At 36.4% G+C, this 21,933-nt stretch carries 22 protein-coding genes; 16 read left to right on the top strand and 6 right to left on the bottom strand.

From position 1 onward, the window contains the following. The first annotated feature begins 19 nt into the window (after window positions 1-19). The 6 genes from ACFQRG_RS14100 to ACFQRG_RS14075 all read left to right on the top strand — a co-directional run bounded on the left by ACFQRG_RS14100 (window position 20) and on the right by ACFQRG_RS14075 (window position 5,696). Window positions 20-799, top strand: coding sequence for a sulfite exporter TauE/SafE family protein (locus ACFQRG_RS14100; RefSeq protein ID WP_380967089.1), 780 nt, complete (start codon window positions 20-22; stop codon window positions 797-799). A gap of 34 nt (window positions 800-833) precedes the next feature. Further along, window positions 834-1,613, top strand: coding sequence for a class II glutamine amidotransferase (locus ACFQRG_RS14095; protein WP_380967087.1), 780 nt, complete (start codon window positions 834-836; stop codon window positions 1,611-1,613). Between the two features lie 31 nt (window positions 1,614-1,644). Further along, window positions 1,645-2,523, top strand: coding sequence for an NAD(P)-dependent oxidoreductase (locus ACFQRG_RS14090; RefSeq protein WP_380967085.1), 879 nt, complete (start codon window positions 1,645-1,647; stop codon window positions 2,521-2,523). Window positions 2,524-2,761: 238 nt separating this feature from the next. Beyond that, window positions 2,762-3,745 (top strand): aspartate--ammonia ligase, encoded by a 984-nt coding sequence (gene asnA / locus ACFQRG_RS14085; protein WP_380967083.1) that lies wholly within the window; start codon window positions 2,762-2,764, stop codon window positions 3,743-3,745. A 1,340-nt stretch (window positions 3,746-5,085) separates the two neighbouring features. Then, a complete protein-coding gene (locus tag ACFQRG_RS14080) occupies window positions 5,086-5,514 on the top strand; it encodes a hypothetical protein (protein WP_380967081.1) in 429 nt (142 codons plus the stop codon). After that, window positions 5,472-5,696, top strand: a complete 225-nt coding sequence (locus tag ACFQRG_RS14075) for a hypothetical protein (protein WP_380967078.1) — start codon at window positions 5,472-5,474, stop codon at window positions 5,694-5,696. The genes ACFQRG_RS14080 and ACFQRG_RS14075 overlap by 43 nt, the downstream gene beginning before the upstream one ends. A gap of 564 nt (window positions 5,697-6,260) precedes the next feature. On the opposite strand, the gene ACFQRG_RS14070 is transcribed toward ACFQRG_RS14075, so the two are convergent. From ACFQRG_RS14070 to ACFQRG_RS14050, 5 genes are all read right to left on the bottom strand, one after another. Beyond that, complete coding sequence (locus ACFQRG_RS14070; RefSeq protein ID WP_380967168.1) at window positions 6,261-6,878, bottom strand: 4'-phosphopantetheinyl transferase family protein; 618 nt, start codon at window positions 6,876-6,878, stop codon at window positions 6,261-6,263. A gap of 87 nt (window positions 6,879-6,965) precedes the next feature. Further along, window positions 6,966-7,958 carry a S66 family peptidase gene (locus tag ACFQRG_RS14065; protein ID WP_380967076.1) on the bottom strand — a complete coding sequence of 331 codons (993 nt, stop codon included), beginning with the start codon at window positions 7,956-7,958 and terminating at the stop codon, window positions 6,966-6,968. Between the two features lie 360 nt (window positions 7,959-8,318). Then, window positions 8,319-9,008: a Mu transposase domain-containing protein gene (locus tag ACFQRG_RS14060; protein ID WP_380967074.1), complete on the bottom strand. Its 690-nt coding sequence runs from the start codon at window positions 9,006-9,008 to the stop codon at window positions 8,319-8,321. Further along, window positions 8,957-9,295 (bottom strand): hypothetical protein, encoded by a 339-nt coding sequence (locus ACFQRG_RS14055; RefSeq protein ID WP_380967072.1) that lies wholly within the window; start codon window positions 9,293-9,295, stop codon window positions 8,957-8,959. Before ACFQRG_RS14055 ends, ACFQRG_RS14060 begins: the two co-directional genes overlap by 52 nt. Then, window positions 9,264-9,422 carry a hypothetical protein gene (locus ACFQRG_RS14050; RefSeq protein ID WP_380967070.1) on the bottom strand — a complete coding sequence of 53 codons (159 nt, stop codon included), beginning with the start codon at window positions 9,420-9,422 and terminating at the stop codon, window positions 9,264-9,266. The genes ACFQRG_RS14055 and ACFQRG_RS14050 overlap by 32 nt, the downstream gene beginning before the upstream one ends. Before the next feature lie 737 nt (window positions 9,423-10,159). Between ACFQRG_RS14050 and ACFQRG_RS14045 the strand changes: the two genes are divergently transcribed. From ACFQRG_RS14045 to ACFQRG_RS14005, 9 genes are all read left to right on the top strand, one after another. Next, a complete protein-coding gene (locus ACFQRG_RS14045; protein ID WP_380967067.1) occupies window positions 10,160-10,882 on the top strand; it encodes a GntR family transcriptional regulator in 723 nt (240 codons plus the stop codon). 217 nt (window positions 10,883-11,099) lie between these two features. After that, on the top strand, window positions 11,100-11,807 hold the full coding sequence (locus ACFQRG_RS14040; RefSeq protein WP_380967065.1) for a GntR family transcriptional regulator: 708 nt from the start codon (window positions 11,100-11,102) through the stop codon (window positions 11,805-11,807). Window positions 11,808-11,837: 30 nt separating this feature from the next. After that, window positions 11,838-12,689, top strand: coding sequence for a sugar phosphate isomerase/epimerase family protein (locus ACFQRG_RS14035; protein ID WP_380967063.1), 852 nt, complete (start codon window positions 11,838-11,840; stop codon window positions 12,687-12,689). Window positions 12,690-12,724: 35 nt separating this feature from the next. After that, complete coding sequence (gene frlD / locus ACFQRG_RS14030; protein ID WP_380967060.1) at window positions 12,725-13,510, top strand: fructoselysine 6-kinase; 786 nt, start codon at window positions 12,725-12,727, stop codon at window positions 13,508-13,510. Window positions 13,511-13,584: 74 nt separating this feature from the next. Further along, window positions 13,585-14,448: an amidohydrolase family protein gene (locus tag ACFQRG_RS14025; RefSeq protein ID WP_380967057.1), complete on the top strand. Its 864-nt coding sequence runs from the start codon at window positions 13,585-13,587 to the stop codon at window positions 14,446-14,448. Beyond that, window positions 14,449-14,877, top strand: a complete 429-nt coding sequence (locus ACFQRG_RS14020; RefSeq protein ID WP_380967056.1) for a secondary thiamine-phosphate synthase enzyme YjbQ — start codon at window positions 14,449-14,451, stop codon at window positions 14,875-14,877. Window positions 14,878-15,385: 508 nt separating this feature from the next. Further along, on the top strand, window positions 15,386-16,549 hold the full coding sequence (locus tag ACFQRG_RS14015) for a saccharopine dehydrogenase family protein (protein WP_380967053.1): 1,164 nt from the start codon (window positions 15,386-15,388) through the stop codon (window positions 16,547-16,549). Window positions 16,550-16,821: 272 nt separating this feature from the next. Further along, complete coding sequence (locus ACFQRG_RS14010; protein ID WP_380967166.1) at window positions 16,822-18,210, top strand: amino acid permease; 1,389 nt, start codon at window positions 16,822-16,824, stop codon at window positions 18,208-18,210. 272 nt (window positions 18,211-18,482) lie between these two features. Beyond that, a complete protein-coding gene (locus tag ACFQRG_RS14005; RefSeq protein WP_380967050.1) occupies window positions 18,483-19,694 on the top strand; it encodes an MFS transporter in 1,212 nt (403 codons plus the stop codon). A 274-nt stretch (window positions 19,695-19,968) separates the two neighbouring features. Here ACFQRG_RS14005 and ACFQRG_RS14000 read toward each other — a convergent pair whose 3' ends face one another. After that, window positions 19,969-20,214, bottom strand: a complete 246-nt coding sequence (locus ACFQRG_RS14000) for a hypothetical protein (RefSeq protein WP_380967048.1) — start codon at window positions 20,212-20,214, stop codon at window positions 19,969-19,971. A 484-nt stretch (window positions 20,215-20,698) separates the two neighbouring features. On the opposite strand from ACFQRG_RS14000, the gene ACFQRG_RS13995 reads away from it, so the two are divergent. After that, a complete protein-coding gene (locus ACFQRG_RS13995; protein ID WP_380967046.1) occupies window positions 20,699-21,862 on the top strand; it encodes a GerAB/ArcD/ProY family transporter in 1,164 nt (387 codons plus the stop codon). The last annotated feature ends 71 nt before the right edge of the window (window positions 21,863-21,933 follow it).

The raw sequence follows: 21,933 nt of genomic DNA, 5'->3' as shown, positions 1-21,933 counted from the left end.
TTTAGGAAGGAGTTCGTTAATGACACTTAATTTAATGGATATATGGATTTTGATTGCAGGAGGATTACTAGCTGGTATAGTGGATACGATTATTGGTGGCGGAGGGCTTTTTAGCCTTCCAACACTTCTTCTTGTTGGATTACCACCTCAAGCAGCACTTGGAACTAATCAATTTGCTTTATCATTCGGTTCACTGGTAGGGACATATAAATTTTCTCAGAAAAGGTATATCAAGTGGTGGCCAGAAACTTTCATTTGTTTAATCGGTGCTTTACCAGGGACTATACTTGGTTGCATCACTGCCATTGCAATTCCTCCAGCTATTCTTCAAACGGTTGTAGTTTGCCTCTTAGTTATCATTGGCGTTGTAGTACTTTTGAAAAGAAACTTTGGGGATGAGCAAAGCCAGGATTGTTCATCAATTACTTTGACGAAAATAGTCTTAACTTTCTTCTTAGGAGTATTTATTGGATTTTATGAAGGGTTTTTTGGCCCAGGAACTGGAATTTTAATTACTTTTTCATTTGTTTTATGGCTTGGATTTAGTTTTCTTCAAGCAAGTGGTACAGCTAAAGCAGTTAGTTTGTTAGGTAATGTCACTGCTTTTATTACGTATGCTTTATTTGGGAATGTACACTGGATTTCAGGTCTGATATTAGCAGCTTCCGTAACTGTTGGTGCATATTTTGGAGTATTCTTTGCTCAAAGAGGTGGAAGTAAAGTTATTCGCCCTGTTATGTTAGGGGTGATCATCTTATTAATTGTTAATGTTTTAAAACCACTTTTTATTCACTCATAAAGATTATTAAGAAAAGAGGAGTTTTATGTGTAGATTGTTAGGATTAGTTACTAAAGGTCGGTCTAAAAAAATTGATGTTATAAATGAATCTATTAAGGACTTTAATGATTTATCTCATATACATTCAGATGGATGGGGGGTTGCTTGGTTTGAAGAGGATATGATTAAAAATAAAAAGGCACCTGAATGTGCAGTTAGTAGTCGTTTGTATTGTGATACTTTACACTCTATTAAATCTGATATATTGATGACACATCTTCGTAAGGCTGACCCAGGAATGCCGAACCTTTTACAAAATTCCCACCCTTTTGTTTATAAATCTATGGGGATTGCTTTTATGCATAATGGGTTAATTCATGACAAAGAAGAACTTCGCAGGCTAATTCCTGAATCGATTCAAAATTATATTAAGGGTGATACTGATAGTGAACTCTTTTTTTGGTATATTGTATCGATAGCCAAACTAGAAAAGTCGAATAGTTGGGAAGATATATTAAAAAGTGCGCTTGTTTCCCTTCATAAGCATATTAGTTTTTCTAGTCTTAATTGTTGTCTAATTACTAAGGAAGCATTGTATATGATTTGTGATTTTAATCCCGAATCTTCACAAGCGCTACAGAATCCCGGATATTACGAAATCTATTATTCTATAAGCCCAGAATCGGTAATAGTTTCTTCATCGGGATGGGATATACCAGGGAGAGTTTATCAATTAGGAAATAGAAAAATAATTACTATAAAACGGCACACATTAGAATATCATACCAGCGATTTATTAAATTCATTTTCCAAACATGTACAATACAGCAATTAGAATAACACTTTTAAATTTAGGAGAGGACGTAATGGATAAAAATAAAAAAATTGGTTTTATTGGTACAGGTGTAATGGGTAAAAGTATGGCAAGGAATTTGTTGACATCAGGATATTCGTTACTTATCTACAATCGAACAAAAGATAGTGCAAAAGAGTTAATTTCCCAAGGAGCTATTTGGAAAGATACAATTGTGGATTTAGCAGCACAATCGGATGTTATTATTACGATGGTAGGATTCCCAAAGGACGTTGAAGAGGTTTATTTTGGGGAAAATGGCATTCTTTCCAATGCTAAACCAGATACATATGTGATAGACATGACAACATCTACTCCATCCTTGGCACAACAAATATATGCATTAGCGAAAGAAAAAGATATTCATGCCCTTGATGCTCCGGTATCTGGAGGTGAAACTGGAGCAAAAGAGGCAAGATTAGCAATTATGGTTGGAGGGGATCAGGAAGACTTTGAAGCAATGAAACCTATTTTTGAAATATTGGGAAAAAATATTGTTTTACAAGGAAAACCCGGCGCAGGTCAACATACAAAAATGAGTAATCAAATTGCAATTGCTTCAAACATGATTGGTGTTTGTGAAGCGGTTATATATGCCAAAAAAGCGGGGCTTGACCCTAATAAGGTACTGAAAAGTATTGAGACAGGGGCAGCTGGAAGTTGGTCACTTAGCAATTTAGCACCACGGATGATTTCAGGTGACTTTTATCCAGGATTCTACATTAAACATTTTTTAAAAGATATGAAAATTGCGCTTGAAGAAGCAAAAGTAATTGGGTTAAAAACTCCGGGATTGAAACTCGCCAAGTCTTTATATGATGAATTAGAAGCCAGGGGAGAAGGGAATAATGGCACACAAGCATTGTATAAATTACTTATAGATTATTCTTAATTTCTAATGGGCTAAAGGAAAAATGTTTTATTAATTGATAAATAAAGGTTTAAAATGAAAATATCAAAAATGTTAGATTCTTGAAAATACTATCATCCTTTTAAAGTTAGTATGTCCAGGAAATTACTTAACTATAAAAGTGTTATGGTGTAAAACAGTACAGCCGGGGGATTTTACCTCACTTTTTAAAAGGGATAGTATTTTATTAACAGTTTAATTTTCTCAGGAGGAAAACAGCATGTATCAAACCTTAACACCAGTAAGAGAAACGCAAAGTTTAATTAAAGAAGTAAAAACATTTTTTGAGAATCAATTAGCAAATCGTCTGTCATTATCCTATGTATCTGCTCCATTATTTGTTACAAAAAAATCAGGTTTAAATGATCACTTAAATGGTATAGAACGTCCTATTGAATTCGATATTCTTCATACAGGTGAAGAGTTAGAAATTGTACACTCTCTTGCAAAATGGAAACGCCTTGCACTTCATAAATATGACTTTTCCGTTGGCGAGGGTTTATATACAAACATGAACGCTATTCGTCGTGATGAAAAATTAGACGCAATACATTCCATTTACGTGGATCAATGGGACTGGGAAAAGGTTATTAAAAAAGAATGGCGTTCGATAGATTATCTACAAGAGGAAGTATGTACAATTTATGGAATATTTAAAGATTTAGAACAGTACTTATATGATAAATATCCAATCTTCAACAAAAACTTACCGGAAGATATTTTCTTTATAACTGCACAGGAATTAGAGGATATGTACCCTACTTTAACACAAAAAGAACGTGAGAACACTATTACAAAAGAACATGGAGCGGTTTTTATAATTGGAATTGGTGACGTTTTACGTTCAGGTGAAAAGCACGATGGTCGTGCTTCAGATTATGATGATTGGAAATTAAACGGAGATATATTAGTATGGCATCCTAAACTGCAATCTGCATTTGAACTATCTTCAATGGGTATTCGAGTTGATAGTAAAGCACTTGATGAACAATTAACTAAAGCAAAAGAAAATTACAAGCGTGAATTAGATTTTCATAAAGGTATTTTAGAAGATCGTTTGCCGCTTACAATTGGTGGAGGGATTGGACAATCGAGGTTGTGTATGTATTTTTTACGTAAAAAACATATTGGTGAAGTTCAATCATCTGTATGGTCAGAAGAGATACGTCATCATTATAGTAAACAAAATATACATCTTTTATAAAATATAAAATAACAAAATAAGAATCCTACAATTATTTTTGTTTACGATTATAATGCATTTAACAATTTATGTATGAATTGAAAAAATGGGCATACTTCATTTCCTTATATAAACATAATGGGTGTGCCCTATTTCTTTTACATAGTGTTACACTCATTCCAACCGGTTTAATCCTTTTACAAAAAAGTGCTAATAAATTAGGAGAGTCAAAAGAACTTATATTATTAATCGCTACGCCAAAACATCTTAAGAACCTAGGGGGATTTTTTTCTGTTGTTGGCATAATGATTTTGGAGTAATTATTTTTTTCCTATAAATAGTTCCTTCATATAACAAAGTGAATTATAAATATATGCTTTTAAAAAGATGATGCCATTTTTGGTGCTGAAAAAAATATAAACTGATATTATCCAGTAATATTATTTAAAGTATAAATAGCGGCATTTAAAGATGAATGTGTTGTGAAGCTTATGATTGGAGTAACTAAGCATTTAGAAAAAAGTAATACCATAAGGGATTTATAATTACTTTGGTAGGCTTTTCACTTATTTCGATGTATCCAATAAGTTAATTTCAAATGAACCTATTGACCACATTTTGACCATAAAAGTGAATATACAGTCCATGATTACGGACAATGAAATGTACCAACCTTGACATGTTTTTACCATCAAGTGCCAAAGAATGTACCAATTATATATGACATCCGTTTACCACCTCATACCTTTGTATAATTAATGAGTACACCTACGGGTGTGACATTATTTATATGTAGGTATTTTTTTATGATTCATTATCGAAAGACATTGCGATTATACAGATATTGGAGTTATATGATAAAGGAATCAGTCTTAGGGGTTATTGCCGCAAGCACAGGTAACTCTCGTCAAAAAAGTAACAGAGGTTATCCATTTGGCCGAAAAAAGGGGTTAGCCTGTCCGTTAGAGGAGGAAATGACGGGCCAGTGGACTGAAGAGTTTCTCTTCTCCATCATGAATATGCGGCAGAGTGCCGATCAAAATATAGGATTCCGTATTCTTATCTCAGTTTTTTGCACCACTACAGTTAACACGCCAATAAGTATAAAGCTACCTTACGTATTCGGAGAAAACCGGGCCAAATCATGAAGTTGATTGGGCATGATCCACATCCTTCATCGTTGATAGAGATACCGGAGAGAAAGTAAAGGCATATGTTTTCGTTGCAACATTGCCGTGCAGTCAATCGTATGCGGAAGCAACCTTATCAATGGATTTGCATTCATGGATTATTGCCCACAACCGTGCGTATGAGTATTTTGGTGGCACTACACAAATTTTAGTGCCAGATAACCTTAAAGCATGACAAAGCATACCACACGTGAATTGATCTTAAATCCTACTTATAGGGAAATGGCAGACTATTACAATACTGTAGTTAAGCTAGCACGGGTTCGTACTTCTAAAGATAAGGCAAGTGTTGAAGGCTCTGTTAATATTATCTCTACATGGAACATTGCAGCTTTAAGAAATACACATTGCTTCAGTATCGATGACTTGAATGAAGAAGTTTGGATGAAATTAGCCGAATTCAATAAGCGCCCCTTCACTGGTAAAAAGGGCTGTCGCCTGTTGGCATTTGAGGAAGAGGACAAATTCGCACTTTCCCCTTTCCCAACCACACCTTATAAAATGTCTGATGAAAAACAGCGAAAGTACGTCCTTACTATCACATCTCTATTGAAAGCATGTTTTATTCTGTTCGATATGAATATATCAATCGACAAGTGAAACTTTCAGATGACCTCGTTAAAATCTTTTTCAAACATATGGCTTCTCATAAACGATTATATGGGAAATTTGGTCAGTTATCTACTATTCGTGTCATATGCCAAATAATCATAAATTATTTGTGGATCAAACACCATAAGCTGCGTTTGAATGGGTTGAAAGTATCGGGACATCAACCTTGAACGTCGTTCAATATATTCTAGATACTTCCCAAACAGAAAACAGGCGTTACAGTCCATATTTTCATTAAAAAAATCCGAGCGTCGTTATACAAAATATGAAATTGAACGTGCATCTATAATTTTATCCCGGCATTAGTTTGTTCATTTGTTTAATCACCTCACAAATATTATATGGAAAAATACGTTCATTTTATACTAGAAAGTCAAACAAACGTTCGATACCCAGTCACAGTTTGGTGTTGACATGGAGAGACTGCGGGATGTGATTTTACCGTAAATGTCAGCACTATTGGATTTTACAGGGCGTTCAAGCCTATCACATTCGTCACTCCATATAAAGCAGTGCTTTTATCTATTTACAATTTACAATTGCTTAGATATCAGATGCTACATTTCTTGATTGCCATAAACAGTATTAGAGAATATAACCTAATAAGGATTTTTAATTTTGAAGTTTACTTATAAAAATTCAATGATGATCAAGCTTTTTAAGCTATGAATATAATTTGTATGGAATAGAGTTCAACTTATTAAATGATCAAACAGGACAATATTTAATTTGTTCTATGAAATTAACTTATATAACAGGAAATTGAGTTCAGACGGGGTTATATAGTTAATTTTATTTGGGAATTCCTTTTCGGTGGAACAAACAGCAATTTTATATGAACTTAGAAAATTGTATAATTTGAAGTAATACGTATATGAATCTTTAATAATAAATAGCTTATCTAGGTCGATGGAAAAGGACTTTAGTGGGAGGGTAAGTCCTTTTCCTAAAGCCTTTACAAAACTCTCTTTTAAAGTCCAATAAGAGAATGTTAAATCCAACTGATTTTTAGGGTTTGATAAAGAAGTAATAGAATGATACTCTCTAGGTTGCAAAAAATAATCCAATAATGTTTTTTTTACAGGTTTAACTTTTTCTATATCAACCCCAATTTCTCCTTTTTTACTTAATGCCAAAATTAAATATTCATGACTATGAGATATATTGAATTGAAGACCCCCTTTTACAAGAAACGGTTTCCCATATTCATTTTTACCATAAATTTGTTCTCTATATTTTACTCCGACGTGTTTATAGACCATAGCTCGAGTTAATAAATCAGATACGATACATTGTAAACTTCTTATATTTTTATTTTTATATTGCAATATTTTCTTCTTTTCTTTAGATATAAGGTTAATAAATTTTGTGTCATTAAGGTAATTAAATTTCCTTAAATAAACTATATAAATATAAATAGCAATTCCTCCTTTTCTGTACTAGTTTATAAATTTTATTTTCGAATTCCCCCTAGAGGATATAAGTTTTGCGTTAATGCCATTTGGAATTGTTGCCATTGGATCGGTATGGCCAAAATCAGCATTTATAATGATTGGAAAATTAAAACCTTCCGTTGCTTTTATAATTATTTCACTAAGTGGATAATCATCTGAAAATCCTACGTTAGAGTGGAATCTTCCTATAACTAATCCAGTTATTTTATTATATACTTCTAAATGTCGAAATTGTGTTAGATAACGGTCAATTGATCCAGGAGTTTCTTCTGGATCATCCTCTAAAAATAAAATTTTATCCTTGAAATCAGGGAAATACTGGGTACCAGCTAATGATAACATCGCTCCCATATTTCCCGAAATTACCTTTCCTTCTGCTACACCTTCTTTGATAGTTAAGTAGCCTGGATTAATTTTATATTTTTTAGGTCTAATATCTTCTTTATCCCATAGCAAAAACTCTTCAGTCCATCTGCTACTTGGCAACAATTTACCATTTAAATCACCGGAGCAAATCATTTTATTAAACCAATAAAATGTAAATGGATCTATACCACCATACTCACCAAATTGAGGCAATAAGGATGGTCCCATATATGTAGTTAAACCTGTTTTAGTATTTATAGCTAATAATAAAGACGTGAAGTCACTATAACCTAAAATTATTTTAGGGTTTTCTACTATTTGTTGAAAATCTATATGTTCAATTAATTGGTTTGAATTATAACCTCCAATGGTAGAAATGATCATTTTTACCTTGGGGTCTTTTACCATTTGATTAAAGTCAAATGCTCTTTCTTTTACACTACCAGCTAAGTGACCAAGTTTATTTAATGCATTCTTTCCAATCTTAATATTGAATCCTAATCTTTGTAGTTCTTTAACCGATCTTTTAAACCTAATGGGACAGTATGCAGCAACTGGCGAAGAAGGTGAAATAATCCCAATTGTGTCCCCATGTTCCAATTTATTTGGCAATACTATAATATTCCTCCTTGGCTGAAAATTCGGCATAAATATATAATTTTCACTTCCAATTTTAATCCAATTATAGTATAATCTAAAAATGTCAGAAGTAAAAGACAATAGTAAATTTTATAGGAAGTGCAAATATGGATATTATATATTGTGAAGGTACTTTAAATGATATTGAACATATTTATAATATTAAATTTTTGGTAAATATGAATATGGATTCCCTCCTGAGATAATAAAAAATGAGCTTATTAGTTATAAGCGAAATTTGATCTATGAATAACTTATGATTATCAGGCATATGGTCACGAACAGTGGATAACTGACCAAATTTACCATATAATCGTTTATAGGAAGCCACCCTCATATGATTAAAAAAGATTTCAACGAGGTCATCGAAAGTTTCACTTCGACTTGTCGATTGATATATTCATAGGGAACAGAATAAAACATGCTCTCGACAGAGATGTGATAGTCGGGACGGACTTTCGCTGTTTTCCATTCAGACATTTTGTAAGGTGTGGTTGGGAGAGGGGAAAGTGCGAATTTCTCCTCTTCCTCAAATGCCGACAGGCGATATCCTTTTTTACGAGTGAAGGGGCGCTGATTGAATTCGGCTAATTTCATCCAAACTTCTTTATTCAATTCATCGATACTAAAGCAATGTGTATTTCTTAAGGCGGCAATGATCCATGTAGAGATAACATTAACAGACCCTTCAACACTTGCCTTATCTTTTGGAGTACGGACTCGCGCAGGCATCACAACGGTGTTGTAGTAGTCTGCCATTTCTCGGTAGGTAGGATTTAAGACTAACTCACGTGCGGTATGTTTTGTCACGCTTGTTTTAAGGTTGTCTGGCACTATAATTTGTGTCGTGCCACCGAAATACTCATACGCATGGTTGTGAGCCGTAATCCATGAATGTAAATCCATCGATAAGGTAGCTTCCGCATAAGATAATTGACTACACGGCAGGGTCGCAACGAAGACATACGCCTTTAACTTTTCTCCGGTATCTTTGTCAATGATAGAGGCTGTGGAGCCTGCCAATCGACTTCCATGATTTCGCCAGGTTTTCTGCGAATGCGCAAGGTAGCTTTGTACTTATCTGCGTATCTGCTGTAATGACGCAAAAAGCTACGATACGAGTACGGAATCTTTTGATTCGCTCGGCACTCAGCTTCATATTCATGATGAAGAAGCGAAAGGGTCACATTGGGCTTGGCCAACTCTTCATGAATATAATCAAAGTTTAAGGGTTGTCGTCCGGAAGCTTCCAAAGCCTTCTCGAGGAAGAGAAATTCCTCAATCCATTTGTCCGTCATTTCTTCTTCCAACGGACAGACTAATCCCTTCTTTCCGGCCAAAGCGATGACCTCTGTTACTTTTTGACGATAGTGACCAGTACTTGCGGCAATGCCCCCCCTCATCGTGTAATTCCAATATCTTTCGATAATGAATCATACAAAAAAATACCTCCTACATAAAAATGTCACACCCATAGGTGTGCACATTAATTATATAGAAGGTAAAGTGGTAAATAGCTTGTCATTTACTGGTACATTCTTTGTCATTCGGTGGTAAGAACTATGTCAGGGGTGGTACATTTCATTGGCCGTAATCATGTGGGCGGATAGTTACTCATTTGATCATTTCTCACAGCTAAAAAGTCGAGAATTCTTTGGCACAAAAATGGCACGTACTTTAAAAATAAATATATAAGTATACGAGAAGGCACCATTGGAAAGTCGGTTTTATTGGTTTTTTATATGTCAAATGAATAATAAAAAATAAGGATAAATCTTTTATACGACCTTGACAGGGTGGAGGTCACTGGTTCGAGCCCAGTACGGGTCACCATACATAAATCTGTTACCAACGCGGTTTCTCGCTATTATCGAGAGGTCGCGTTTTTTAATTATGTCGGCTGCCGCCTTCATTCCACACTTTGGTACCAGATATCGATAGTTCATTTACAAACAGATTCACAGAAACAGATCAATATTATCCTAGAGGAATTTATTGAAACCTTAATTCCTTATCTGTTTCATTCCTTGAATTAAAGGATTAATCTTGAAATAAAATGACTGACTATTTTATAAATAAAAACTATTGTGTAAAAATGAACACCTTGGTATAATGAAAAAAACAAGTGGTTTGGGATAAAAGTCTCAAAATGGTTTAGTGTTGGAGGATGGATCGTGAAAAATGTAACGCTTGATATTGTTCTAGCTGAAAAGATTAAAGCATATATAGCAACACATCAATTAAAAGAAAATGAAAGAATTCCATCCAATCGAGATTTGGCAAAGATATTTAATGTACAGCGGATGACGGTGACGATGGCACTTAATCGTCTTGTAAATGAAGGGATTATCTTTTCTGTTCCGAGAAAAGGGTACTTCGTTTCGGAGAAGAAGATTATCCGCGACCTCGTGAAATTTGAATCCTTTTCGGAAATGATGAAAAGTAAAGGATTGAAGGTGGTAACAAAATTGATGAGTATTGAAATTCAGAAAGGGGATAAGATCGCTTCAGCTGCATTGGGTATTTCAGAGGAAACAAACATTTATAAAATTAGGCGATTAAGAATTATTTCTGATCACCCCTTTACGTTGGAAACCTCCTATATACCGGAAAAATATGTGAAGGGTATCGAGAATCACGACCTAGAGGGTCAGTCCTTATATAAATTGCTTGAAAGGATTTATGGAATAGTCCTCTGCGGAGCCACACAAGAGATTTCCATGGTAACACCCGTAAAGGAAGATCGATTGCTTTTGGATGTATCGGAAGGAGAAGAACTCCTTTTGTTAAGAAGTGTAGCAAATGACAAAAATGGCAAAAAAATTGAGTACAGCGAATCTTTAACCCGTGGTGACCGATGCTTATTCAGGAATGTCCTAACAAGGAAAGAAGTTTAGCGGGTTTATTACGACAGGCCGCTACTGTAATGACTTTTACTAGGAAAGTCAGAAGAAATATGAAGGCGGAAGTGCTCAGGGGGAGGTGATCTGTTATTGCAGCTTTATGTAGGGGTTTTCATAGAGGTGGAAAGTGTCAAGCAATCATTGGTAATGGGACAGATCTCGGTGGCAAGACGATCCAATATTCCGGAGCATAGTAAAGTGGGGGAGCTAAATGGAAGACCATATACCTAATTATATTCGACTGATGGAACGAATTAAGCAAAAGATTGAAGATGGGGATTACAATACTGGGGATAAAATTCCCTCAGAGAGAGAAATAGCAGCGAATTACGGTATTAATAGAATGGCTGTAAAAAATGCCGTAGGCAAATTGGCGAAGGAAGGCTATTTGAAGTCGATTCAAGGTAAGGGAACCTTTGTTGTCAAAACGATGAAACGAAACCTCGAAACCCTTACCGGTTTAAGTGTATCTATTAAAGACAATGGTTTGGTTCCTTCTTCTAAGGTAATCACAAAGGGGATTGTTGAAGGTTTTACAGAAATGAACGAAAAGTTAGGGTTGGGCAAAGAAGATAAATTGTACAGGCTTTTACATCTCCGTCTGGCAAACGGCCTTCCGATTGCTTTGGAAGATACTTACATTCCGTTTGATTTATTCCCTGATATTGAACAGCAAAACTTTGAAATTGTTTCGTTGTTTGAATATATGGAAAATCGCGGATTCACGATTACCGATTCCCCTCAATATTTGACCATTGAAAAGCTCAATGAGAGGGAAAGTAAATACTTGGAAGTTAAACCTAATAAATCAGTATTAGTCTTTATATATATACACAAGGATGTAAATGGAAGAACTGTGGAATATACAAAGTCTTATACATTGGGAGAGAACACGAAATTTGAGGTAAGACTTATATAGTTAAATCTTTGAAAATAAGGAGTCAAGAACATGAATTTAACAATGGATCGCATTGCGGTAATGAGTGTTCAATATGTACAGTATTCATTTGAGTACTTCCTGGACTCCATGGAAATGTGCGGGGTTAAGAATATTGAACTTTGGACAGGTGCTCCCCATTTTTGTGACGAAGATTACACAAACTTTATAGAGGCAAGAAAACGCATAAAGATCATGAAAAATCAAATGGACCAAATAGGAATGAAGGTTATTTGCGTAACCCCCGAACAATTGAATTATCCGATTAATCTTGCGGCCCATAACGATGTCCTGCGAAGAAGAAGCATCGACTATTTTATCAGACAAATGGAATATGCTTTAGAATTCGGAACCCGTCAATTATTCATCACTTCCGGGGTAGGGTTAAGAGATAAGCCAAAAGAAGAAAGTTGGAAATATTCCCGTGAATCATTGAAAGTCCTGTCGGAACACGCAGAAAAACTGGGTGTCAGACTCATTATGGAGCAATTGCAACCTTATGAATCAAATTTAATTTCTACTTGCAGTGACATGGTTCGTATGATACAAGAGGTCGATTCACCTTCTTTGCAATGCTGCATTGATGTCGTTGCAATGGCTGTTGTTAACGAAAAACTAGAAGATTTCTTTGATCAGCTTCCCGGACGTATTCAACATATTCATCTGGCAGACGGAACTCCATCAGGTCATTACGTTTTAGGTGATGGGAACTTGCCTTTAACGGAATATATGAAAACGCTTCAAAAAAATCAGTATGAAGGTTATATCACACTGGAAATTAATGATTCTATTTATTTAACCGACCCTCATCCAGCCCTAAAAAGGTCAACAGATTATTTGAAAAAATACTTTCCTCTTTTATGATGCTATTTTCTTTACATATGAAAGGAGGCGAGTAAATGCGCGTTGCAGCGATAGGGGATAATTGTTTTGATATTTATCCGAAAATTGGGAGGAATTATCCGACGGGAAATGCGGTAGACTTTGCCGTACATATGCAAAGACTTGGGATTCCAGCTTCTATAATATCTTATACCGGTAATGACCGGTATGGAAAATTGATGGCGGATAGCTTACGTTTCGAAGGTGTTGATATTAGTCACCTTCACATTGTAAAAGGTCGTACAGCACTAACCTATATGGACATGAATGGAACAGATCGGATTCACGGTGAGTATTTAGAAGGCGTTTTGGAAAATATGATTTTTACTGATGAGGATATTGGTTTTGCCGGCAAACACGATCTGGTGCATACCGCCTTATGGGGAAAAGCAGAGCATTCTCTTAAAAAGATAAAATCGCAAGGAGCGAAGATTTCGTTCGATTACGCAACAAAACTGAACAATACACTTCTTGAAAAAACGTTACCCTATGTGGATTATGCCTTTTTTTCCTGCACAGAATCCCGGTCCGCGCCTATTGAAGAATATTTAATTGATACGGTTCGAGAGGGACCTCAGTTAGCTGTAGCTACCTTTGGTAGTGAAGGCAGTCTTGCATTTGACGGGAGGGAATTCTTTGAGTTTGGGGTTTTTGAAGGGAAAGTTGTGAATACTGTGGGGGCGGGCGATTCCTTTATAGCAGGATTTATGTATGGAATTTTAAATGATTATCCAATAGGAAAATGTTTGGAGAATGGTGCACGAATTGCCTCAAACGTAATCGGTTTATTTGAACCGTGGTAAAGCGGTTAAAGTCTTGAGATTATGAAACTAAGTATGGAAAAAGCTAAGGTTTTACTTTTAAAGGAGGTTTTTTGATGCCTTCAATGACGATAGATATTCATACGCACCCGGTTTTCTTTGAACCCATTTCCGAAAACCAAGAAGAGTTGGAATTCAGAAGGGAAATATTAGGGCTTTACAAGCATGGAAAGGCACCGCTTCAACATATTTTTAATCAGATGAAGTGCGCCGGATTAGATAAAATTATTCTTTTGCCACTAGATTTAACAAGCTTACATGAAGGAGCCGTTGTATCAAACGAACAAATAAGAAAGCTCGTAGATTTATCTCCAGATAAATTTATTGGTTTTGCCAGTATTGATCCATACAGAGAAGACGCACTTGAAGTACTGGAATATGCTTTTACGGAACTAAAATTATCGGGTCTTAAACTGCATCCATCCAGACAACAATTCTATCCTTATGAAGCTTTTCTTAAACCCATATATGAAATGTGTATCAACCATAAAAAGCCAATCATGTTCCATGCAGGAATATCGTGGGGAAGAGAGGCTCTTTCAAAATATGCACGTCCCATTTTATTTGAAGAAGTAGCATCAAGATATCCGAAGCTTAAAATTTGTCTGGCTCATTTTGGCTGGCCGTGGGTGAAAGAAACAGCTGCATTATTATTAAAATACACGAATGTTTATGCGGATACGGCCCTATTGTATTTTGACTCAGCAAAGGAATTCTATAAGCATGTCTTCACAAAGGAATTGGAAATGACATGGATTGATAGAAGTTTGCGGCATCAAGTCATGTTTGGCTCCAATAACCCGCGATTTGAGCAAATTAGAATGCTGGACGCTCTTGGAAAAATAGGATTTCGGGATTCAACCTTGGAACTGATTCGTGGAAAAAATGCACTTGAATTTTTGGGAATGGAGGGAGATTGAATGGTTTCACACCAAAGATTCACCATTCTAACCGATCAATATCTTCAGCAGATCCGAATAACAGAAGAAGTGCGAAAAGCCGTAATTAGTTCAGGTGTTGTAAATGGCACTGTTGCAGTTATCACAATGCATACAACAACGGGCATAACAGTAAATGAAGATCTGGAATGTCTTGAAAGCGACATTGAAAGTGCGTTAGAAAGGCTGGTTCCGGAAGACATTCCTTATTCTCACGCAAGAATGCTCCATTCCTATGGAAGCACAGCAGGAAATCCAACGGGTCACATCAAATCAATGCTTGTTGGAAATCACTGTCTGTTCCCGGTTATGGATGGGAAGGTTGTCCTGGGAGGGGCACAAGATATATTTTTCTGTGAATTTGATGGTCCTTCTCAAAGGACCTACCATATCACGGTAATGGGTGAATAATAGAGTGTAAAAAATTTCAGAGCCCTGACTTTTAGGAGTCTTAACATAAAAAATTATTGATTCCCTAAATAGCGTAGCGTTTTGTTTCGATAAAAAATGAAATGTCGTTTCAATAATTGAAACCATACAATGATGGTTTAATTTGAGAGGGAAAAAGAGTGAAGAAGTGTACGCAACTTTATTAGTGAAGTAGAGTAAAAGGCTGTTATTTTCGTGATTCCTTTTAATTGCAAAATGCCATATGATGGTGACTTTCCGCTTTTTCCGGCATTGGCTTTTTATACAGAATGTTTCAAAGGAGGGGATGGGAAACGCTAACTTTTCCATAGAGGAGGCTTCCCGCCTGCTAGCTTATAGAAAAATGTTCATTCTTATTTATCGAAAATTGCCAACTGCAGTCTAGCATTTACAAGACTAAAAGGAGGTGAAAAATGAGATTTTCATGGAATATTTTTACTAAAAATATTTAATTTTAAAAATTGACAATAATTATAAGGAGGCGTTTTAAATGAAGGTTGCTGTATTGGGTTCCGGATTAATGGGCAAGGAAGTAGCGCGAGATTTAGTGAACAGTCCAAATGTTAACGAAATTGTTTTGGCCGATGTTGATATCAGCAAGGCAGAAAATGTATGCAAACAACTGGACAGTTTTAAATTACGTGCGTCCTATATAGATGCCTCAAATGAAGATCAGTTGGGTCATTTCATGAAAGGTTTTGATATTATTATCAATGCCCTGTATCTCACCTTTAGTGAGTTTGTTGCTAAAACTGCAATAAAGGTCGGTGTAAACCTGGTTGATTTGGGCTGCTCAAATATAGAGAATACATTAGCGCTTGATGCGGAAGCCAAAAAGGCCGGCATTACCTACATCTCTGAACTTGGCGTTGCACCTGGCATGATCAATATTTTGTCAGGCTACGGTGCCGGTAAACTAGATAAGGTGGAATCCATTGAATTAGCTGTTGGAGGGATACCGATTAGGCCTGAGCCTCCTTTTGAATATAATCAGGTTTTTACAATGAGGGGGGTCTTTCAGGAATATACAAAACCTTCTTTAATCATTCGCGATGGTAAGAAACAGCAGGTTCCTTCGCTATCCGGCGTGGAAAAGATTTATTTTGAGCGATTCGGCCCGCTCGAAGCCTTTTATACTCCTGGAACTTCTACATTGTCTTACACCTTTCCGGATGTAAAGTATTTGGGCTATAAAACCATTCGTTATCCAGGGCATGCGGAAAAGTTCAGGTTACTGGTTGATCTGAATTTAACTCGTGAGGACTATGAAATTGAGCTTAAAGGGCAGAAGATTAAGCCGTGTGATGTGCTGTTAAAGGTATTAGAACCCATCGTAGACCTTCGTGACAAGGAAGATGTAGTGTTGGCCAGAGTGCGTGTGGGGGGCGTTTTGAATAATCACGAGGCTGCTTGTGAATATGAAATGGTTACAACCTATGATCGTGAAAATAAGGTGACGGCCATGGCACGCTCAACTGCGTATAGCATTTCAGTTGTTGCCCAAATGATTGGTAGCGGTTTGGTTGATCAAACAGGTGTCTTTGCACCGGAGAAAATAGTGCCTGGTGATATCTATATTAAAGAAATGGGGAAACGTGGCGTTGTCATTAAAGAGAAGGAAACTGGTTTACAAAAAGCTCAAATGAACTATTAATTTAAAAACTTAACAGTACGTGATTCTTTACGATTTTCGAGAATGTTTTTTGTTCGGGCATGACTGTATTGCAAAGTAGAATCGATCGGATTCCTATTAGTCATTCATCATGCCCGTCATTTATGTAAGCTCTGTTAAATTTTGTGCCTGAATAATAAAAAACGATTTATTGAATAAGGGGGATTTGTATTTTGGAGAGGAAATTGCAACCACTTCAATTAAATGAAACTGCTCCCACTGGGCAGTTAAAAAAAGGCCTGAAGTCTCGGCATATGGTGATGATCTCTATTGGAGGGGCAATTGGAACGGGACTGTTTCTTGCAAGCGGTTCCACAATTCATACCGCGGGACCCGGTGGAGCAGTCTTGTCCTACTTGATTATCGGGGTAATGATCTTCTTTGTTATGACATCCTTGGGTGAATTGGCGTCGTTTATGCCGACAAGTGGCTCTTACAGCACGTATGCGACGCGATTTATAGATCCTGCCTTGGGCTTCGGACTAGGGTGGATCGCCTGGTATGGCTCAGCTATTACGCTCCCTGCGGAACTTTCCGCCGCTACGCTAATCATGAAATTTTGGTTTCCCCATAGCCCGTCTTTATTATGGAGCGGATTATTTCTAGTCGTGATTTTTTTAATCAATTATTTGTCCGTTAAAGGATACGGGGAAGGGGAGTATTGGTTTTCTATTATTAAAGTGGGGACGATTATCATCTTTATCGTTATCGGCATTCTGATGATTCTGGGAATTATGGGGGGACAGGCAGTAGGGTTTAAAAATTTTACAATTGGTGATGCGCCGTTTCATGGCGGTTATCTTGCAATCTTCAGCGTTTTCATTGTGGCTGCTTATTCATTCCAGGGAACTGAAATAATTGGAAGTTCCGCAGGGGAAAGTGAGAATCCAAAAAGGGATGTTCCTAGGGCCATCCGAAGTATTTTTTGGCGAATCTTATTGTTTTACGTGCTTGCCATTTTAGTGATTGGATTACTGATTCCTTACACGAACAAAAGTTTACTGAGTGACAACATTATGGTAAGCCCTTTCACTCTTGTGTTCCAAAAAGCCGGTCTAGCAGTTGCGGCATCAGTCATGAACGCTGTCATTTTAACCTCCGTATTGTCAGCTGGGAATTCGTTTCTTTATGCTGCCACCCGGATGCTTTACGCGCTGGCAGAGACAGGTCAAGCACCTCGATTCTTAACAAAGGTTGATCGTCGGGGCGTGCCGATTTGGTCGCTGCTCATCACAACATTTATCGGAGTGTTCGTTTTTTTAGCTTCCATTTTTGGCGATGGAACGGTGTATTATTGGTTGGTAAATGCCTCGGCCATCTCGGGTTTTATCATTTGGGTCGCCATTGCGGTCTGCCACTATCGCTTTCGGAAAGCATACATCGCAAAGGGTTATGCGCTTGATGATCTTCCGTATCGGGCAAGGTGGTTCCCGTTGGGGCCAATTTATACCATTGTCGTATGTGTGTTAGTCATATTAGGACAAGGTTATCAGTCATTTCTAGGTGGGAAAATCGATTGGGCAGGGATGGTTGCTACGTATCTAAGCATTCCATTATTTTTCCTGATCTGGTTCGGTTATAAATTCATCAAGAAAACAAAAGTTATTCCACTTGAAGAATGTGAATTGGATCCTCAAGAATAAATCATGAGAACTTGAATGCCGAAAATGCAGTTGGTAACCGTGACCGAAATGATTCGGATGAAATAAGGTTACGTGAGTCAGGGCCCTATAGTCTTTCAGAAGAGGGAAGCAGTATAGGGACATGCCAAAAAGGCAAACAAAATGAATGTTTGAGAGATAGATATTCTTTACTGATATGGAGTGGAGGAAATTCTTATTTCGATGGCCTGGCCTGTGTACAGTGCTTTCGAATAATGGTTTTATGTGTAAAATAGAAAGTGGAGGAATCCATATTGAAACATTTTACATGGGCATTGTATGCGACCTATTTTCTATGTGGTCACGTCCTTATTGTGTTCGGATCGGTTATGCCGCAAATCATCAAACATTACCATCTTTCATACACAGAAAGCGGTATGCTTGTTTTTAATGGCACCGCCGGGTTTTTGTTAGGGGTCGTTATCGCTGCATACCTTATCAAACGCATAGGTTACAAAAAGATACTTTCCAGTATCTCAATTTTTGTAGCGGCGGTACAGTTTGAAATGTTGCTCACACCGCCTTTTGGCTTGGTTTATTTTTTAAACTTCCTTTCCGGGGTTGCCATGGCTGTTTTACAAATCGTTGTAGCAACCATTATTATGGAAACTTATGTCGGTCGACGGGCTGTTATGATGAGCCGAACAGAGGTAGCGTTCGGATTAGGAGCCTTATGTATGCCGGTTATCTCCAGCATACTAATAACCTTCGATACGTGGCGTCATTCTTTTCTCGTAACAAGTATTTTGGCTGTTTTCGTAGCTGTTATCTGGCAAATGATTTCGGTGCCAGCTAATCATATGGATCAGGATTCTGCGAAGCCTCTTGATGCTGCAAATCCTCCTCCACGTACCATGAATCGAAAAATGAAGAAGATCTTGCTGTCTCTTTTTTTATTTATGATTTTTATCTACGATGGTATCGAAACGAGCTTAAATAACTTTCTTCCGTCCATTTTTATAACGCACGTACGTGTAGTTCCATCCTACGCTTCTTTAAGTGTCAGTGTCTTTTGGATAGCAATGGTCATCGGCAGGGCATTGACGGGCTGGATTGTAAAAAAGGTAACCTACCATCGTTTTTTGCTGTGGAGCATCACCGGGACGATTTGTCTCTTAGCGTGTTTTGCGATTTGGAGAAATGTGATTTTCTGCTATATTCTTCTGTTTTTTCTTGGTTTAACAATGTCAGGTATCTATTCGATTACGATGGTTTTTGCCAATCATACCTTTCCGGGACTGATACGTTTTGTAACAAGTCTTGTTACGGGATTTGCCGGTTTCGGCAGTGCGCTTTTTCCGGCGATACTCGGCTATGCCATGGATCATACGAATACCTTGGTATCCCTTTGGATTATCACGGGTTACTCATGTTTATTTTTATTTGCATTGTTAGTGCTTCTTTTATTATTATTCATCAAAAGGAAAGTAAGATTCTTGGTAACATCGAACACGGAAAAAGGTTAGTGATATTAAGTTTATCGGGAATTACTGTACGAATTAATGTACTTTGATTCTGCCTTGGGAGGGGCAACATTACGAACCAATCTATAAAGTAAAAAAGGAAGGGGGTGATCTTTACGAGCCTCTGCTACAATTAACAAGTAAAAAAACGATGTTAGTGTATATCCTTTCCTCTACACAAAGCCATCATTACAGCCGGCTCCGTACTTAGAAACTTAAATCATAAATTAAGGAAACTGTATTGGAATATAACGCAGAAAATTAATTACTTTTTGTTTTATAATCCTTGACTTTGAACGCTTGGATAACTTCTTGGCGTATTAATTGGATTATCAATGCCATCCATATCATTGGCGTTTCCTATCACTAATTTTGTATGATTAAGCCCAATATAAAAGCCGTTTCCATAATTACTTTTAGCATAATAAGTCCAGCCTGGCATATTAACCTCGCCAACAGAAATCATTGAATTGCGGGATTGCGAACGAACATTAATTTCGCCAAAGTGACCGTTAATAACCATTTTTATACCTCTTATTATCTTATTTGAGAGAGGAATTATGATAGTCCCAACCGTTCAAAAAGCACCCAATATCATTTATATCTTCTAAATAAAAGGGCTGGACTTTTTTAAACTTATTTTCCGAAAATGCTTTGTTTTAATGTATTCACTTTAGTTCAATGGGTGATAGTACCTTTAATTTTATGTTATTTGTGTTGTGCTTTGGAAAGAAAACGAAAAAAGATAAATATTTTCAAAACAAAATCCTCAAGATATAAATGATCTTTTTAATACGAAGACCTATTGATTTAAAGGTTAAAAATATCAAAGTAACTGAGTATCCCTTTTTTAAAACAAATGTACGTTTTGAGTCTGGCTATCCCATAGAAAATTCTTCGTTACGTTTTGAAAAAGATATTTGTTTATAAATTCGAAAACAAAGGATGATTAATAAAAAGATCCTAAAGAAAAGAAATATCGATGAATAAGAAAGGATCCCCCAGTAATGACAACAATAACCAATTTAAAGGTAAGTGAGACTAGTAAGGTTTCCCCATTCCTTACCTTTTTCTTAATAAATTCTATGCAGATCGGAGTAAGCATCCTTGGCTTTGTACGTTATATTGCAAGTTTTGCAGGCTATGATGCCTGGATTGCAATTATAATATCTGGATTAAGCACCCACATTATTTTGTTGTTTATTTACAAAATAATTGAACGGGGAGGCGGCAATGATATTATCTCTATCCATGAAAGTCTTTTTGGAAAATGGCTTGGCGGCCTTTTAACCATCGGTGTTTTGTGTTATTTTTTTATATATGTCGTTACTATCTTAAGAACTTATGTTGAGGTTGTCCAGATATGGATGTTTCCGCAGCTTTCAACATGGGTCCTATCCGTTCTGATTCTTTTATTAGCCTACTCCTTTATTAAAGGGGGATTTCGAACAGTTACTGGAATATGCTTTTTAAGTTTTATTTATGGGAGTGGTTTTTTTCTCACGCTTTATTTCCCTTTACAAGACGCTCATTTTAGTAACTTGCTCCCAATATTCGATCATTCAATACTGTCTATATTCAAAGCATCCAGACAAATGCTATTAGGATTTTTAGGGTTTGAGCTCATTTTTATTTACTATCCCTTTATAAAAAGACAAGATCAATCTAAAAAATGGGCGCATGCCGCGATTATGTTTACCACTTTTGTATATTTAATCACCTCTTTATTTGCGTTTATTTACTTTAATGAGAAACAGCTTAGTCACATGCCTTGGTCTACATTATCATTGTGGAAAGTTGTTAAATTACCCATAATAGAACGGTTTGAATACTTTGGCATTACTATCTGGTTTTTCTCTATATTACCGAATATTTGCTTAGGAATATGGTCAGTTTCCAGAGGAATAAAACGGCAATTTTCCATTAGACAAAAAACAGTCCTGCCGTTTCTGCTATTTCTTGTTTTAATCATAAATTGCCTGTTTAAAAATCGTATTGTCATTGATAATTTGAATAAGTCTGTATCAATGGCCGGTCTGTATCTGATCTATCTTTACATACCATTTTTATTTATTTATCAATGGATTAATCTTAAGGTAAAGAAGAGTGTTAAATATTGGTTCTACGTCAAATGTTGGGGTAGGAGTAATAGCTCCTACTCCTTAACCTAACTGATATCCCATTGATTTATATTGATGATGTAATAAAACACGTAATCGTAAACGATCATAACGCTTAAAAC

Source organism: Scopulibacillus cellulosilyticus, assembly GCF_042665295.1.
Taxonomy (GTDB): Bacteria; Bacillota; Bacilli; order Bacillales; family Sporolactobacillaceae; genus Scopulibacillus_A; species Scopulibacillus_A cellulosilyticus.
This window is presented reverse-complemented; position numbering and strand designations above follow the sequence as displayed.